Source organism: Streptomyces sp. NPDC014764 (genome assembly GCF_043082785.1).
GTDB classification, from domain to species: Bacteria; Actinomycetota; Actinomycetes; order Streptomycetales; family Streptomycetaceae; genus Streptomyces; species Streptomyces althioticus.
On the sequence record NZ_JBIBXY010000011.1, the window covers coordinates 160,568 to 177,313 of the forward strand.

A 16,746-nucleotide genomic window follows, 5' to 3' on the forward strand; every position below is an offset into this window, starting at 1 on the left:
AAACCCTGGTGTGCCTGGTCGGCGGGGTGCGGGCGGCGCGGCTACGTTGTCGGCATGGCCGAAAACAGGGCGTCGGAGTACACGGAGGGCACCCCCTGCTGGGTGGACGCGCAGCTGCCCGACCTGGAGGCGGGCAAGCGGTTCTACGGTGAGCTGTTCGGCTGGACCTTCGAGGACCGGCCCACCGGGACGGTCCGGGCGCTGAAGGACGGCGACCCCGTGGCGTCCCTCGCGCACAAGACGGACGGACGGCTGCCGACGGTGTGGACGGTGTCCTTCTCCACCCCGGACGCCGACGCCCTGTGCGCGCGCATCCGCGCGGCCGGCGGACAGGTGGTCGCGCCGCCGGCGCCGTTCGGCGGCCTCGGCCGCACCGCGCTCGTCACCGACCCCGAGGGCGCGGTGTTCTCGCTGTGGCAGCCCGGGACCGCGACCGGCTTCGGACGCCGCCACGAACCGGGCACCTTCGCCTGGGTCCAGCTCTACGCGCGGGACACGGAGACGGCCAACACCTTCTACGGCGACCTCTTCCATGACGCCCTGTTCGGCGAGGGCGCCGACCCCGACTTCGGACGCGCGCCCGTCTCCGACGTCTTCGCCCCCGAGATGCCGCCGCACCTCCTCGTCCACTTCGCCGTGACGGAACTGGAGGCCGCCCTGGAGCAGGTCGCCCGGCTCGGCGGACGCACGCAGGTTCCACCCTTCGAGACGTCGTACGGGACGGCGGCCGTCGTCACCGACAATCAGGGGGCGTCCTTCGCGCTGCTGCGGCGCTGACCGTACGCTCGGTGCGCCGTCGCGGTCCGGCTCCTGTACACCGTCCGTCCGTCCATTCGAGTCATATGTAAACCTGGACACCCGATTTGTCGGCCGGTTCGCACCAGGGGGCCCGGACAGGAAGAATCGGGGTGCGTGCCGCCACGGCGGTGCGGTGGTGAGACGCTGCACTACGGTCGCGCACAGGTGGTGGCGCGACGCGTACGGGGAGGTGGCAGGCAAGTGGTGGATCAGCTGACGCAGCACGATCCGCGGCGAATCGGGCCGTTCGAGGTGCTGGGACGGCTGGGAGCCGGCGGCATGGGGCTGGTCTATCTCGCGCGCTCGGCGTCCGGCCGGCGGGTGGCGATCAAGACGGTCCGGACCGAGCTGGCCGAGGACCAGCTCTTCCGGGTCCGCTTCACGCGCGAGGTCGAGGCGGCCCGCGCGGTCTCCGGTTTCTACACGGCGGCCGTCGTGGACGCCGACCCGCGCGCCGCCGTGCCGTGGCTGGCCACCGCCTACGTCCCCGCCCCCTCGCTCGAGGAGATAGTGAACGAGTGCGGGCCGCTGCCCGCGCAGGCCGTGCGCTGGCTCGCCGCCGGCGTCGCCGAGGCGCTCCAGTCGATCCACGGCGCGGGCCTGGTCCACCGCGACCTCAAGCCGTCCAACGTGCTGGTGGTCGAGGACGGCCCCCGGGTGATCGACTTCGGCATCGCCTCCGGGGTGTCCAACACCCGGCTGACGATGACCAACGTGGCCGTCGGCACCCCCGCCTACATGTCCCCGGAGCAGGCCAAGGACTCCCGCAGCGTCACCGGCGCGAGCGACGTGTTCTCCCTCGGCTCCATGCTGGTCTTCGCCGCCACCGGCCACCCCCCGTTCCACGGCGCCAACCCGGTCGAGACGGTCTTCATGCTGCTGCGCGAGGGCCCGGACCTGGAGGGCCTGCCGGACGAACTGCGGCCGCTCATCGAGTCGTGCATGCAGATGGACCCCACGGCCCGGCCCAACCCCGCCGACCTCCAGGCCCAGCTCGCCCCGCACCTGTTCGGCTCCGGCTCCGACGACAGCGGCACGGCGTCCGCGTGGCTGCCCGAGCGGGCGGTCGCCCTGATCGAGACGCGCCGCGGCGGCCGCCCCGCCAGACCGGCGCAGAACAGCGGCCGCAGCGCGGGCGGCGCGCGTCCCCACGTACCGCCTCCGCCGCCGCACGACCCGGTCGTCCCGCCGCCCCCGCCCCAGCCGGCCCCCGTGGGCGCGCCCGGCACCGGCCCCGTCCGGCTGGCGGGCGCCGCGGTGCCCATCGGCCCCGGCCCGCGCGTCGCCGACACGCGCGCGGCCGCCGTGCAGGTGCCCCCGCCCGCCGCCGCCCTGGCCGCGACCTGGACCAAGCCCCGCCCCGGCGTCAACGGCGCCGAGCCGGCCGTCGCGCCCGTGCCCCCGGCGCCCGCCGCGCAGCCGGAGCAGCCCGGCGGCTGGCGCCCCTGGCGGTTCCGCATGTCCAACGACGTGTGGGGCACCCCCGCCGTCGCCGGCGACCTGGTGTACGTCACCTCCTTCGAGGTGCACGCGCTGGACGTGGCCACCGGACGGCGCCGCTTCAAGACGCGGGACGTCGCCTGGTCGATGGCGGTCGCGGACGGCCGCATCCACGCCTCCGACGGGCCCACCCTCTACGCGCTCGACGCCCGCGAGGGCGGCGACCTGTGGCGGCTGAACACGGACGCCTGGGTGTACTCCCTCAAAGCCGGCCGCGGCACCGTCCTCACCGGCACCCGCGGCGGCGGCGTCCAGGGCTGGGAGGCGTCCACCGGGCAGAAGCTGTGGGAGATCACCGGCTGCCAGACCGACTTCGAGTCCCCGGAGGCCGGCCCCGCCCTCTTCGACGGCACCGCCTACGTCTGGCAGGACGCCCGGCTGCGCGCCCTGGACGTCCGCACCGGCGAGGAGCGCTGGTCGTACCCGATCGGTGACGCGGCCTCCTGCGGCGGCGTCCCGATCCGCCTCACCGCCGCGCCCGACGGCTACGTCTACGTCTGCGCCGGCACCCGGGTGCTCGCCCTGGAGGCCGCCTCCGGGCACGTCCGCTGGCACTTCGAGGCCCCGGCGGTCTTCCTGTGCCCGCCCGCCTTCGTGCCCGGCCCCGCGGTCACCGGCGGCGGGGTGTACCTCGCCGACTACCTCGGCACGGTGTACGCCCTGGACGCCACCGACGGCCGCGACCGCTGGCGCATCGCCACCGAGGCGCGCTCCTCGGTCGAGCCGGTGCTGGTCGCCGCGGGCCATGTCCACGTGGGCAGCGGCAAGGGGCTCTACACGCTGGACGCGGTCACCGGGACGCCCAAGTGGCGCTTCCAGTCCGGCGGCGAGATCGTCGGCGCGCCCGCGGTCGCCGAGGGCCGGATCCACTTCGGCTCCAGCGACCACCTGCTGTACACGCTGAAGGCCGACGACGGCCGGCTGCGCTGGAAGCTGGCGACCGGCGGCGAGATCACCGGCTCCCCGGTGGTGCGGGACGGCGTGGTGTACGCGTGCAGCAAGGACCGCTGTGTGTACGCGCTGGACGCGGAGAAGGGCACGGGCACGGCGCGGACGGCGTGAGACGCGTCGTCCCCGGTGTCCCCGTGGGACGGCCGTCGTGCCGGCTGTACGGAAGGGGCCCGGACGGCGGCCGCCGCTGCGGGGCGGCGGCGCCCGCCGCCCTCGGGGCCGGCGCTACGCCGGGTACGGGACGGTCGCCAGGCAGTGACATGGCCGTGACACAGAGATCGCTAACCTGAGGGCCATGACTTCTCGGGGGAAGACACTCAGGCTCACCGCTGTCTCGGCACTCGTCGTCCTCGCGCTCACCGGCTTCTCCACCGGCCGAGGGCACGGAGGCACCAGCGGGGGCGACCACGACGGCGGGGGCGGCGGCGGATGCAGCAGCTCCAGCCAGAACCACGACTCGTCGAGCGGCTCGCACCGCGACTACGACGACGATGACGACTACGACGATGACGACTACGACGACGACTACGGCAGCAGCAGCGGCTCCGGCGGCTCGGAGGCGTCGACGTCCCCGGACGCCGCCACGGTGACGCTGGTCGACTGCGCGTCCGAGGAGACGCCGTACGCCACCGTCGAGGTCACCAACACCGACACGGTGGACGGCATCTTCTCCGTCACGGTGGTCTTCAAGGACGCCGCCGGCGAGGAACTGACCCGCGGCACCGAGGAGGTCTCCGTCCCGGCGGGCGAGACCACCGCGGCCAGGGTCCCGGTGGACGACGAGGCGAGCGTCCCGCTCGTCGACGACTGCGAGCTCGACTCCTACGCCCCGGCGGCCTGACCACGACGGCACGAAAAGAGGGGCCCTGGCGCGGAGTCGTACGACTCCGCGCCAGGGCCCCTCTTCACGACTCGGCCGCGGTGGCTCCCCCTCCGTGCCGCCGCGGCCGTCCCCGTGCGGGAAGAAGGCTCAGCGGCCGTCCCGGTCCAAGGCGGGCGGCGCCGGGGCGTGCTGGTCCAGCGTGGTGACCTCGCCGATGCTCGGCGGGGCCGGCGCGTGCTGGTCGAGCGTGGTGACCTCCGGGTCGTCCTTGCTCGGCGGCGTCGGCGCGTGCTGGTCCTGCGTGGTGAGCTCCGGCTCGTTCGTGGCTTCCGTCATGACGTGTACAACCCCCAACAGGTGGACTGGGACGTGCGGTTGAACGGCCCGCTCGGCGACTCCCCCGAAGGCCGCCGAACGGGCGTTCCAGCGGGTCTCAGACTGGAGATGAGCCCCTCGGATCCGCCTGCCCCCCGACGCGACGCATCCGTTCCATGAGAGTGGCAGCCCGCCATAAACGTTCGATGAACGCCCCCGGCGGGCCGCCGTCAGGCCGCCGACAGCGGGGCGAGCAGCCTGCGCACCTGGACGGCCTCCGCGGAACCCGTCTCGTCGTACAGGGTCAGCGCCTCGCGCCAGCAGGCGCGCGCCCGGTCGCCCTGGTCCAGGGTGTCCAGCGCCCGGCCGAGCAGGGTGAGGGCGTTGGCCCGCATCCAGTCGCCGCCGATGCAGCCCATCGCCAGGGCCTGTTCCGCGTGCCGGGCGGCCCGCGCCGGGCGTCCGGCACGCAGGTGCACCTCGGCGATGCGGTAGTGGGTCGTGCCCTCCCACAGCGACTGACGGTTCTCCGCGAAGATGCACAGCGCCTCGTCGAGCTGGGCCAGCGCCTCCGAGGAGCGCCCCGCCTGGCTGAGCACGATCCCGGACGCGTACCGGGCGTTCGCCAGCCGCATCGACATCCCCAGCTCGTCGTAGATCTCGACGCCCCGCCGGGCGAGTTCCACGGCCTCGTTGCTGCGGCCCATGGAGGCGAGGCTGCGGGAGAGGTTGCAGACCGCGCTGGCCTCGCCGGGCCGGTTGCCGTCGGCGCGGAAGGCGTCGATCGCGCGCAGGAAGTACCCTTCGGCGTCCGCGTACCGGGCGGTGCACAGGGCGATGATGCCGAGCTGGTTCGGGGCGGTGCCGTTCGCCCACGGGTCGTCCGCCTCCCGCAGCAGTGCGTCCGCCCGCCGTGTCTCCTCCTCGGCGGCCTCGAACCGGCCCGCCTGGCTGAGCACCTGGGCCACGGTGACCCGGGCCCGCACCTCGGCGCGGGCGTCCCCGAGGGCGGCCGCCGCCTCGCACGCGGCCCGCGCGGTCTTGCGGTACTGGCGCGAGTCCACCCCGGACTCCGCGAGGTCGATGGTGGCGACCAGCAGGTCCACGGCCCGGCGCACCATGGACGCGCCCAGCGACTGCTGCACGCACGCCAGCAGCGGCCCGGCCTCGCTGTGCAGCCAGTCCAGCGCCTTCGCCGCGCCGGAGAACTCCTCGCCCTCGAAACGGCCCTTCTCCAGGTGCGCCACGGTCCGGTCGCCCGGCCGCTCGATGCCGTACACCCGCACCGCCGTCGCCAGGTAGTAGTCCAGCAGCCGCGACCTGGCCGCCTCCCGCTCGGCGGGCGGCTGCTCGTCCCGCTCGGCGCACGCACGCGCGTAGAGCCGCACGAGATCGTGGAAGCGGTAGCGGCCGGGGGCCGCCGACTCCAGCAGGGACGTGTCGACGAGCGACTCCAGCAGGTCCTCCGTCGCCTCCGCCTCCAGGTCCAGCAGGGCGGAGGCGGCGGCCAGCGAGATGTCGGGGCCGTCGGCCAGTCCCAGCAGCCGGAACGCACGGGCCTGCGCCGCGTCCAGCGCGCCGTAACCCAGCTCGAAGGTCGCCTTCACGGCCAGGTCCCCGGCCTGCAGCTCGTCCAGGCGGCGCCGCTCGTCGGCGAGCTTCGCCGCGAGGAACGACACGGTCCAGGTGCGGCGGGCGGCCAGCCGCGACGCGGCGATACGGATGGCCAGCGGCAGGAAGCCGCAGGCGGCCACCACGTCCAGGGCGGCCTCCCGCTCGGAACGCACCCGCTCCTCGCCGACGATCTTCGTGAAGAGCGCCAGCGCCTCCTCCGGCGACATCACGTCCAGGTCGACCAGGTGCGCCCCGGCCAGGCCCACCATCCGCACCCGGGACGTCACCAGCGCCGCGCATCCCGCCGTGCCCGGCAGCAGCGGCCGTACCTGCGCCGCGTCGCGGGCGTTGTCCAGCAGCACCAGCACCCGGCGGCCGTCCAGCACCGAGCGGTACAGCGCCGCCCGCTCCTCCAGCGGGTCCGGGATCGCCGAGTCGGCCGTGCCCAGCGCCCGCAGGAAGGAGCCGAGGACCGTCTCCGGCTCCGCGGCGCGCGCGCCGGCGCCCTGAAGGTCGACGTAGAGCTGGCCGTCGGGGAACGCGTCCCGGGCGGCGTGCGCCACGTGCACGGCCAGGGTGGTCTTGCCGACGCCGCCGATGCCGGCGAGGGCGGACACCGCCATCACCTGCGCCTGGTCACCGGTGGCCGACGCGAGGACCTCGCCCAGCTCCCGCACGAACGCCGCACGGCCCGTGAAGTCCGGCACGGACGCCGGAAGTTGCGCCGGGCGTACGGTCACGGGCTCCGTGGTGGACGGCCTGGCGGGCGGTTCGACGAGGGCCGGGTCGGCCTCCAGGATGCGCTGCTGCAGCTCGCTCAGGTCCGGGCGCGGGTCGACGCCCAGCTCGTCGGCGAGCAGCCTGCGCGTGTCGGCGTACACCGCGAGCGCCTCCGCCTGGCGGCCGCTGCGGTACAGCGCCAGCATCAGCAGCTCACGCAGCCGCTCCCGCAGGGGGTGGGCGGCGGTCAGCGCGGTCAGCTCGGAGACGGCCTCCGCGTGGCAGCCCTGCTCCAGGTCCATGTCCAGCCGCGTCTCGACGAGTTGGAGCCGCCACTCCTCCAGACGGACGCGCTGCGCCTCCGCGTACGGGCCGGGCACCCCGGCCAGCGTCTCGCCGTCCCACAGCGCCAGCGCCTGGTTGAGCAGGTCGCGGGCTCGGCTCAGGTCCCCGGCGGCGCGGGCCTTCTCCGCCTCCGCCGCCAGCTCCTGCGCGGACGCGAGGTCGAGCGCGCCCTCGCCGAGTCCCCGCACGGCGTAGCCGCCGGACTCGCTGACCAGGACGCCGGGGTCCAGCACCTTCCGCAGCCGGGACGCGTAGGTGCGCACCGCGGCCAGCGCCTGCGAGGGCGGTTCCTCGCCCCACAGGGCGTCGATCAGCTCGGCGGCCGTCGCGGTGCGGCCCTCGCGCAGCAGCAGTGCGGCCAGCAGGGCGCGTTGCTGCGGACTGCCGGTGGCGACCGGTACGTCGTCACGCCAGGCGCGCACCGGGCCCAGCACCCCGAACCGCAGCGCCGCCGGCTCCGGGGAGGAGCCGGGACCCCGCTGCTCGGGTCCTCGCGGCACACCGTCCATGCAGTCCCCCTATGAATTCCGAGCAACTACGCCAGTTTGCCTTCTCCTGACGCATGAGTCAGCCTCGCGAGACACCGATCACACGGGGAGCGACAGGCCGCCACGGACTCCACACATGTGCGACCTCATCCGTCCAGATCCACCCGTACCGTGAGCAGTTCGGCCCCGATCGCCCGGACGGCGGCGCTGTTGAGGCGGGGGAGCGAGCGCAGCCGGGCCACGGGGTCGTCGTCGGGCATCAGGTGGGCGGTGCCGGTGTGCCAGCGGCCCCGGACACGCACCCGCACCCGGGGGTCCGCCTTGATGTTCCGCACGTACTGCGAGCGTTCGCCGAACTCCGACACCAGCCAGAAGGCGTCGCCTTCGCGCCGCCCGCCCACCGGTGTGGTGCGGGGCAGGCCCGACACCCGGCCGGTGGTCTCGAGCAGGGTCTGGAACGGCATCCGGCGCAGCAGGGGGTTCCCGACACGGCGCTGGAAGGCCGTGGCGACGCGGTACTTGCGTTCGGCGCGAGAAGTCATCGTGGCGCCGAGCCTACCGGCGGCCGAGGAAGACGGGGTTGGTGAAAGCGGCCAGGCTTCCGGGCAGCGGCGGGACCGTGGCCTCGTGCCGCACCTCCGCCCGCACGTACGCCGCGTACGCCGGGGTGGTCCGCCACTCCACGACGCCCTCGCCGCTCGCCGGCAGTGGCGCGGATGTGTGCAGCACGCCCTGGTCGGTGACGAGGCGGACGGTGCAGCCGGGGGCGCCGGTGACCCCGGCGCGGACCACGACGGGGGAGTCGTCCGCGACCCGCAGCCGCTCGCCGATCCCCGCGTGCTCGCCGCGCGGGCCGGACGCGGTCAGGGCGAGGGAGACGGCGGCGGACTCGGCGACGTAGCAGCGGCCGGCGCGGATGCCCTCCTGGACGGCGCGGCGGGAGAGGTCGTCGGCGAGGACGACGGTCTGCGGCAGGCCGACGACGTCCGGGTCGCGGTGCGCGTCGCTGCTGCCCATGGCCGGAATCCAGTCCCGGCCGTCCCGCACGGACGCGACCAGCATGCCGTCCCAGTCGGCCAGCGCCACCTCGTCGTCGGGCGTCCAGGGGCCGTTCCACACCTCGACCGCGTCCGCCTCACCGAAGCCGAACTTCCAGTTGCAGCCGATGCAGGCGGCGTGCGGGTGCGCGGGCACGACCAGGCCGCCCGCGCGGCGGATCTGCCGGGCGAACCGGCCGAAGCGGTTGTCGCGGGCCCGGTAGCGCCAGTCGACGAAGGTGCCGGGGTCGGTGCCGAGCGCCACCACGTGCCCGTTGCGGGTGGTGACCTCCTCGCCGAGCAGCACCAGCAGGTCGTCACCGGCCGCCTCGGCCCAGTGGGCGTGCGCGGAATGCGTGTTGTGGTCGCTGGAGTTGACGAAGTCCAGCCCGGCCGCGCGGGCGAGCGCGGCGATCTCCCCCGGGGTGCGGCGGCCGTCGGAGTGCCAGGAGTGCAGATGGCAGTCGCCCCGGTACCAGGCCCGCCCCCGCCCCTTCGCCCGCTCCGGCGGATGCACCGGCCGGGGCGTCCGGCCCGGCTCGCCGAACGTCAGCGTCACGGTGACCTCGTACGACAGGCCTTGCGGGGCGACCGTGTACGGGCCGAGCGCGATGTGCCAGGTGCCCGCGCGCACCGGGCCGGGGATGTAGCCGGGAGTGGCCTCGTCGGCGCGCACGAAGAACTCGGTGCGTGCCCCGCCGGACCAGCCGCGGAACCCCTCGCCCCCGAGGCCGGTGCCGCGCTCGTCGAAGACGCCGATGTCCAGCGCGTTGCCCGCGGTGCCGGCCGGGACCTGGGGTCTGTCGTAGGTGTACGCGACTTGCAACTCCTCTACCCCGTACGGCACTTCAACGGGGATGTACACGAAGTCGGGGGCGCCGGGCTCCAGGGTGCCCCGCACGGTCCTGGTCCGGGTGCGGCCGCCCTCGGCCGCGGAGGCGAAGCTCACGCTCCCCAACGTAACCGCGGCGGCGGCGCCCGTCAGGAAGACGGCGCGCCGTCCGACGCCGGTCTGATGCTCCTCGCACATGCTGCTGCTCCCGGGTGTCGGTGAGGACAGGGCTGGGTGATGCAGGGGTGGTGCGGTGCAACCTTTGTATTGAGCAGTGAACTGCCGTGGAAGGGAAGGGAATCGGCAGATCTCGCGCCCGGTCCGTGGTCGGGTCCGGCACGATGCCGACCGGTCGGTATGGACAGGGGGAGGGAGGACGGGTATGCATGGGGCGTCGTCCGCGTACGAAAGGCCGCCCATGCGCATCGCCGTCACGATCTTCCTCACCGACGAGACGATCACCCCGGTCCGACTGGCCCGGGAGCTGGAACAGCGAGGCTTCGCCGGGCTCTACCTGCCGGAGCACACGCACATCCCCGTCGAGCGCACCACCCCCTACCCGGCGGGCGGCGAGCTGCCCCGCGAGTACGGCCGCACCCTGGACCCCTTCGTGGCGCTCGGGCAGGCCGCGGCGGTCACCGACAGGCTCGGGCTCGGCACCGGCATCACCCTCGCCGCGCAGCACGACCCGATCGACCTGGCCAAGCAGATCGCGACCCTGGACCACCTCTCCCGCGGCCGGTTCACGCTGGGGCTCGGCTTCGGGTGGAACGTGGAGGAAGCCGCCGACCACGGCGTGCAGTGGCGCACCCGCCGGGCGCTGGTCCGCGACCGGATGGGCCTCATGCGCGCCCTGTGGGCGGACGAACCGACGCCCTACGACGGCGAGTTCGCGAGCGTCCGGGCGAGCACCGCGTACCCCAAGCCGGTGCAGAAGCCGCGCGGCCCGGTGACCGGCCCGCGCACGCTGGTCGGCGGGGCGGCCGGACCGAAGCTGTTCGCCGACATCTGCGCCTACGCCGACGGCTGGCTGCCGATCGGCGGGCGCGGACTGACCGAGGCGCTGCCCGCGCTGCGCGCCGCCTGGGCCGACGCCGGCCGCGACCCGGCCGCCCTCCAGGTCGTGCCGTACGCGGTCCGTCCCAGCGCGGGCAAGCTGGAGCACATCGCCGGGCTGGGCGTCGAGGAGGTCGTGGCGCAGCTGCCACCGGCGGGGGAGGCGGACGTGCTCCGTGCGCTGGACGCGCTCCAGCCGTTCGTGGACGGGCAGGGCTCCTGATCACGCCGAACGTATGCTCAAAGAATGACGACTTCCGCGACGTCCGGAACCGGCGGCCCGACCGAGAACTCCCTGCGCCGCGCGCTCAGGCGCGCCCGCGACGGCGTCTCCCTGGACGTCTCCGAGGCCGCGGTCCTGCTCCAGGCCCGCGGTGAGCAGCTGACGGACCTCTCCGCCTCGGCCGCCCGGGTCCGCGACGCGGGCCTGGACGCGGCGGGGCGGCCAGGCGTCATCACGTACTCCAAGAGCGTGTTCGTCCCGCTGACGCGGCTGTGCCGGGACAAGTGCCACTACTGCACGTTCGTCACCGTGCCCGGCAAGCTGCGCCGGGCCGGGCACGGGATGTTCATGTCGCCGGACGAGGTGCTGGACATCGCGCGCAAGGGCGCCGCGCTCGGCTGCAAGGAAGCGCTCATCACCCTCGGCGACAAGCCCGAGGACCGCTGGCCCGAGGCCCGCGAATGGCTCGACGCGCACGGCTACGACGACACGATCGCCTACGTCCGCGCCATCTCCATCCGCATCCTGGAGGAGACCGGCCTCCTCCCGCACCTCAACCCTGGCGTCCTGTCCTGGACCGACTTCCAGCGCCTCAAGCCGGTCGCGCCGTCCATGGGCATGATGCTGGAGACCACGGCGACCCGCCTGTGGTCCGAGCCCGGCGGCCCCCACCACGGCTCCCCCGACAAGGAACCGGCCGTGCGGCTGCGGGTCCTGGAGGACGCCGGCCGCTCCTCCGTGCCCTTCACCTCCGGCATCCTCATCGGCATCGGCGAGACCTACGAGGAACGCGCGGAGTCCCTCTTCGCCCTGCGGAAGGTGTCCCGCGCCCACCACGGCATCCAGGAACTGATCATCCAGAACTTCCGCGCCAAGCCGGACACCGCGATGCGCGGCATGCCCGACGCGGAGCTGGACGAACTGGTCGCCACGGTCGCCGTCGCCCGCCTGGTGCTCGGCCCCACCGCCTGCCTCCAGGCCCCGCCGAACCTGGTCGACTCCGAGTACGGGCGGCTGATCGCGGCCGGCATCGACGACTGGGGCGGGGTCTCCCCGCTCACCATCGACCACGTCAACCCGGAGCGGCCCTGGCCGCAGATCGAGGAACTGGCCGAGCAGTCCCGCGCGGCCGGCTTCGAACTGCGCGAACGCCTCTGCGTCTACCCGGAGTTCGTCCGGCGCGGCGAGCCCTGGCTGGACCCGAGGCTGCGCCCGCACGTGGCCGCGCTCGCCGACCCGGAGACGGGGCTGGCCCGCCCGGACGCGCTGCCGCAGGGGCTGCCCTGGCAGGAGCCGGACGAGGCGTTCACCGCGACCGGCCGCACCGACCTGCACCGCACCATCGACACCGACGGCCGTACCGGAGACCGGCGCGAGGACTTCGACGAGGTGTACGGCGACTGGGACGCGCTGCGCGAGGCCGCCGCACCCGGCATGGTCCCCGAGCGGATCGACACCGACGTGCGCGAGGCGCTGCGCACGGCCGCCGACGACCCGACGAAGCTGACGGACGCCGAGGCGCTTGCCCTGCTGCACGCCGACGGGCCCGCCCTGGACGCCCTCTGCCGGGTCGCGGACGACGTGCGGAAGTCGGCCGTCGGCGACGACGTGACGTACATCGTCACGCGCAACATCAACTTCACCAACGTCTGCTACACCGGCTGCCGCTTCTGCGCCTTCGCCCAGCGTCGCACGGACGCCGACGCCTACACGCTCTCCCTGGAGCAGGTCGCGGACCGTGCCGCCCAGGCGTGGGACGTCGGCGCGGTGGAGGTGTGCATGCAGGGCGGCATCCACCCCGACCTGCCCGGCACCGCCTACTTCGACATCGCGCGGGCCGTGAAGGAACGCGTCCCCGGCATGCACGTCCACGCCTTCTCCCCGATGGAGGTGGTGAACGGCGCGACCCGCACCGGCCTGTCCGTCCGGGAGTGGCTGACGGCGGCGAAGGAAGCGGGCCTGGACACCATCCCGGGCACGGCGGCGGAGATCCTCGACGACGAGGTCCGCTGGATCCTCACCAAGGGCAAGCTGCCGGCGGCCACCTGGATCGAGGTCGTCGAGACCGCCCACGAACTGGGCATCCGCTCCTCGTCCACGATGATGTACGGCCACGTCGACCAGCCCCGCCACTGGCTCGGCCACCTGCGCACCCTGGCCTCCGTCCAGCAGCGGACCGGCGGCTTCACCGAGTTCGTGACGCTGCCCTTCGTGCACACCAACGCCCCCGTCTACCTGGCCGGCATCGCCCGTCCGGGTCCGACGGTCCGCGACAACCGCGCGGTCACGGCGATGGCCCGCCTGCTGCTCCACCCCTGGATCCCCAACATCCAGACGAGCTGGGTCAAACTGGGTGCGGAGGGTGCGGCGGAGATGCTGCGCTCCGGCGCGAACGACCTGGGCGGGACGCTGATGGAGGAGACCATCTCCCGCATGGCGGGCTCCTCCTACGGTTCCTACAAGTCGGTCAAGGACCTCATCGAGGTCGCGGAGGCGGCGGGCCGCCCGGCGAAGCCGCGCACGACCCTGTACGGCGAGGTCCCCGAGGAGCGACGGCGCGCGGCGGAGGCGTCGGACGGCCATCTGCCGGAGCTCCTCCCGGTGCTCGACTGACGCCGGGCCCGTTGCCGACTGGCAGTAGGATGATCCGACCCGCTTTCGGTAGCTGAGGAGTGCGTACCGGTGTCTGCCCGTCTTCCCTCGTGGGCCTGGGTGACCGGGCTGACCACGGGGGCGATAGCCGTGGTGGCGGTCCTGGGCGTCCAGGCGGACCAGGGCGCCAAGCCCGTCGCCGCGACCACTCCGCCGAAGGCCACGGCGACGGCGGACCCCAAGCCGTCCGCCGCCCCGTCGAAGAAGCCGGCGACGCCGGCCGTCCCGGCCGACTCCGGCACCGGCCGCCGCATCGTCTACTCCCTCGGCCAGAAGCGCGTCTGGCTGGTCGACGCCAGCGACGCCGCCCGCAGCTCCTTCCCGGTGTGGCCCGGCACCGTCGCCCCGGACCCCGGCTCCTACGCGATCGGCACCCGCACCGAGGCCACCACCGGCAGCGACGGCGTCCCGGTGGAGCACATCATGTACTTCGCCCAGAAGTCCGGCGTCTTCGTCGCCTTCTCCAACGCGGTCGACGGCTCCTCACCCCCGCCCGCCGACCCGGGCGCCCGGACCGGCGGCATCCGCGTCGCCAAACAGGACGGCAAGGCCCTGTGGACCTTCGGCACGGCGGGGACCACGGTCCACGTGGTGCAGTAGCCGACCGTCCTGCCGGCCCCGGAAGGCGACCGTTGGTGTGGACACAGCCCGACGACACTTCGGAACGTATTCCGAAGTCGACGTCAGTGGTCACTCAGAGTGAACGGTCGACTGCCATGGCCCTGCCGGATCGGACCGAGGTGCGACAGAATGGCGCCGTCGTGACGCGGGGGAAGGGACGTGCGGGTGGCGCGGGCGCGGGTTTCTCTTCAGGAGCGGGTGCGGCGGCGGACGCAGGCCGGCCTGGTCGCGCGCAGTGCCGAACGCGATTTGTTCCGGGGTAACTTCGACACCTCACCCGACGACGGGCGGCACCGTTTCCTCTTCCATGTGCACGGCACCGCGGGCGTCGGCAAGACCAGGCTGGTCAAGGAGTTCGAGCATCTCGCCCGTGAACAGGGCGCGTTGACCGCCTACGTCGACGAGACCGCCGGTTCCGTCCCCGCGGTGCTCGAAGCGGTGTGCCGTCAGTTCGGCGCACAGGGACATCGGCTGAAGGATCTCGAGCGGCTGGTGGCGACCCACCACGAGCGGCGGTACGAGGCGGAGGCCGCCGCCCTCGCCGCCCTCGACCCCGCCCCGGACGGCACCCCCTCCGCGGGCGGCATGGCACTCGCCCGCGCCGGACTCGCCGGACTCGGACTCGTCCCCGGCGTCGCCCCGTTCACCGCCGTCCTCGACCCCGAGCAACTCGCCCACGGCGCCGACCGGCTGCGCTCCGTCCTCGCCGCCCGCTTCCGCAACCACGATGACGTCCGCCTGGTCCTCGACCCGGAGAGCGTCCTCACCCCCGTCCTCGCGGACGAACTGGACGCGCTCGCCTCCGACGTCCCCTGGATCGTCCTCCTCCTCGACACCTACGAGCGCACCGGCCCCTTCCTCGACGCCTGGCTGCACGCCCTGCTCACCACCGACCGCTACGGCGCCCTGCCCGACACGGTCGTCGTCGTCACCGCGGGACAGCATCCCGCCGACCCGGCCCGCTGGGGGACGTTCGCCGACTTCATGACCTCCCTGCCACTCCGTCCCTTCACCGAGGCGGAGGCGCGCGGACTGCTCGCCGAGCGGGGCGTCACCGCCGAACCCGTCGTCGCCGAGGCCCTCCGCCTCACCGGCGGCCTCCCCGTGCTGCTGTCCACGATCGCCGGCACCCGCCCCGCGGGGCCCGAGGACGTCACCGACCCGAGCGCCACCGCCGTCGAACGCTTCCTGAAGTGGGAGCAGGACCCCGGCCGCCGGCTCGCCGCCCTCGCGGGAGCGCTGCCCCGGTTGCTCGACGTGGACGTCTTCGCGGTCGCCGCCGACTGCGACCGGGACCGCGCCGAGGAGCTCTACACCTGGGTGGAGACCCTGCCGTTCGCCGACCGGCTCGGCGGCCGGCTCCGCTACCACGACATCGTCCGAGCCCCCATGCTGCGGCTCCAGCGCGGCCGCTCCCCACGCGGTTGGAACGACGGCCACACCAGGTTGGCGCAAGCATTCCGCCGCTGGCGCGAGCAGACGGAGAGTGGCCGGGACTCCGGCACGCTGTGGCTCGACGACACCTGGTGCGAGCTGCGGCTCGGGGAGCTGTACCACCGCATTTGCTCCGACGACCCCGCGGCGGTCTCCGACACCTTGCGGGATCTGGTGGAGGCCTGCGACCAGGGGGACGTGGTTGCGGTGCGGTGGATCAGGATGTTGGAGGACGCGGGGCGGGACGTGTTCGTGCCGGGCGTGAGCGGGTGGGGCGGCATGCTGTCGGACGCGCTCGCCTCCGGCGGGACGCAGGCGGTTCTCGACACCCTGCTCGAGTGGGCGGGACACTCCTCGCCGTCCGGACCACGGCGGCCGGAGGCAGGCCCGTCGGGCAGCCTGCGGATGCGCCGCCGGCACGCCCGCTCACGCCGTGACCCTGCCCCGGCAGGTGCTGTCGGCGACTGGTATACCGCGGAGGAACGCGACTCGAGTCGGTCGGCGTACCGCGTGACTCGCCTGACCGCCGCCATGCCCCCGCCCCTCCTCGCCCGCATCCACCGCGACCGGGCCCTCGCGTACGCCTCGCGGGAGGACCGTGCGGCCGCCGTCACCGAGCTGGGTCACGCTCTCGTTCTCACGCCGGACGACGCCCGCACCCTCGCCCTGCGCGGCGAGTACCTGCGTACGGCCGGACGCAACGCGGAGGCCGCCGCCGACCTGGAACGCGCCACCACCCTCGACCCCGCCGACGCCTACGCCTGGGCCTCCCTCGGCGCCACCCGACTCGCCCTCCGCCACCCGGAGGGCGCCCGCACCGCCCTCGACCGAGCCCTGGACCTCAAGCCCGACTACGCATGGGCGCTGGTCCGCCGTGCCCGGGTGGCCCGGGAGCTGGGCGACCCGGAGGGCCGCCTCGCCGCCCTGGACCGTGCCGTCGCCGCCGACCCCGACTCCGCCTGGCCCCACTGCGAGCGAGGGGACGCCCTCCGCGCCGCCGACCGCGACCAGGAGTCCCTCGACGCCTACGACCGGGCCGTCGCCCTCGACCCCGGGTACGCGTCGGCGTACGCGAGCCGGGGCGTGGCCCACCACCGTCTGGGCCACCTCGACGAGGCCCTCGCCGACCTGGACCGCGCGCTGGAGCTCAACCCGTCCTACGCCTGGGCGCGCGAGCGGCGCGATGCGGTCGTACGGGACCGCGTCGGGTGAAAGCAGGCGACTCCCGGCCGCTCGGGTCACACTCCGTATAGCGATCGGGAAGGTGATCCGGCCTCGCGGCCCACCGTCCCCGTTCGATTACAGTGCTGGGCGTCGTACATACGGACGGTCCCGGG

Annotated in this window: 11 protein-coding genes; 7 read left to right on the plus strand and 4 right to left on the minus strand. The window is 74.2% G+C overall.

The window, feature by feature from the left end:
- Nucleotides 1–54: 54 nt before the first annotated feature.
- The 3 genes from ACF1AG_RS24500 (at nt 55) to ACF1AG_RS24510 (ending at nt 4,090) form a co-directional block, all read left to right on the plus strand.
- The gene (locus tag ACF1AG_RS24500; RefSeq protein WP_359606092.1) at nt 55–777 is read left to right on the plus strand and encodes a VOC family protein; all 723 of its coding nucleotides are present in this window, start codon (nt 55–57) and stop codon (nt 775–777) included.
- Nucleotides 778–999: 222 nt separating this feature from the next.
- A complete protein-coding gene (locus ACF1AG_RS24505) occupies nt 1,000–3,360 on the plus strand; it encodes a PQQ-binding-like beta-propeller repeat protein (protein ID WP_359606094.1) in 2,361 nt (786 codons plus the stop codon).
- A gap of 184 nt (nt 3,361–3,544) precedes the next feature.
- Entirely contained in the window at nt 3,545–4,090 is a 546-nt protein-coding gene (locus tag ACF1AG_RS24510) for a hypothetical protein (RefSeq protein WP_391810392.1), read from the plus strand.
- Nucleotides 4,091–4,219: 129 nt separating this feature from the next.
- Here ACF1AG_RS24510 and ACF1AG_RS24515 read toward each other — a convergent pair whose 3' ends face one another.
- The 4 genes from ACF1AG_RS24515 to ACF1AG_RS24530 all read right to left on the minus strand — a co-directional run bounded on the left by ACF1AG_RS24515 (nt 4,220) and on the right by ACF1AG_RS24530 (nt 9,621).
- A complete protein-coding gene (locus ACF1AG_RS24515) occupies nt 4,220–4,408 on the minus strand; it encodes a sigma-like protein (protein WP_359605608.1) in 189 nt (62 codons plus the stop codon).
- Nucleotides 4,409–4,617: 209 nt separating this feature from the next.
- Nucleotides 4,618–7,575 carry a BTAD domain-containing putative transcriptional regulator gene (locus ACF1AG_RS24520; RefSeq protein ID WP_359605606.1) on the minus strand — a complete coding sequence of 986 codons (2,958 nt, stop codon included), beginning with the start codon at nt 7,573–7,575 and terminating at the stop codon, nt 4,618–4,620.
- A 125-nt stretch (nt 7,576–7,700) separates the two neighbouring features.
- On the minus strand, nt 7,701–8,096 hold the full coding sequence (locus ACF1AG_RS24525) for a nitroreductase/quinone reductase family protein (RefSeq protein WP_359605604.1): 396 nt from the start codon (nt 8,094–8,096) through the stop codon (nt 7,701–7,703).
- A gap of 13 nt (nt 8,097–8,109) precedes the next feature.
- Nucleotides 8,110–9,621: a CehA/McbA family metallohydrolase gene (locus ACF1AG_RS24530; RefSeq protein ID WP_391810393.1), complete on the minus strand. Its 1,512-nt coding sequence runs from the start codon at nt 9,619–9,621 to the stop codon at nt 8,110–8,112.
- 220 nt (nt 9,622–9,841) lie between these two features.
- Between ACF1AG_RS24530 and ACF1AG_RS24535 the strand changes: the two genes are divergently transcribed.
- The 4 genes from ACF1AG_RS24535 to ACF1AG_RS24550 all read left to right on the plus strand — a co-directional run bounded on the left by ACF1AG_RS24535 (nt 9,842) and on the right by ACF1AG_RS24550 (nt 16,621).
- On the plus strand, nt 9,842–10,702 hold the full coding sequence (locus ACF1AG_RS24535) for a TIGR03619 family F420-dependent LLM class oxidoreductase (RefSeq protein WP_391810394.1): 861 nt from the start codon (nt 9,842–9,844) through the stop codon (nt 10,700–10,702).
- 24 nt (nt 10,703–10,726) lie between these two features.
- Nucleotides 10,727–13,315: a bifunctional FO biosynthesis protein CofGH gene (locus ACF1AG_RS24540; RefSeq protein ID WP_391810395.1), complete on the plus strand. Its 2,589-nt coding sequence runs from the start codon at nt 10,727–10,729 to the stop codon at nt 13,313–13,315.
- A gap of 69 nt (nt 13,316–13,384) precedes the next feature.
- Nucleotides 13,385–13,954: a hypothetical protein gene (locus ACF1AG_RS24545; protein ID WP_359605597.1), complete on the plus strand. Its 570-nt coding sequence runs from the start codon at nt 13,385–13,387 to the stop codon at nt 13,952–13,954.
- A gap of 219 nt (nt 13,955–14,173) precedes the next feature.
- Nucleotides 14,174–16,621, plus strand: coding sequence for a tetratricopeptide repeat protein (locus tag ACF1AG_RS24550; RefSeq protein ID WP_391810405.1), 2,448 nt, complete (start codon nt 14,174–14,176; stop codon nt 16,619–16,621).
- Nucleotides 16,622–16,746: the final 125 nt, after the last annotated feature.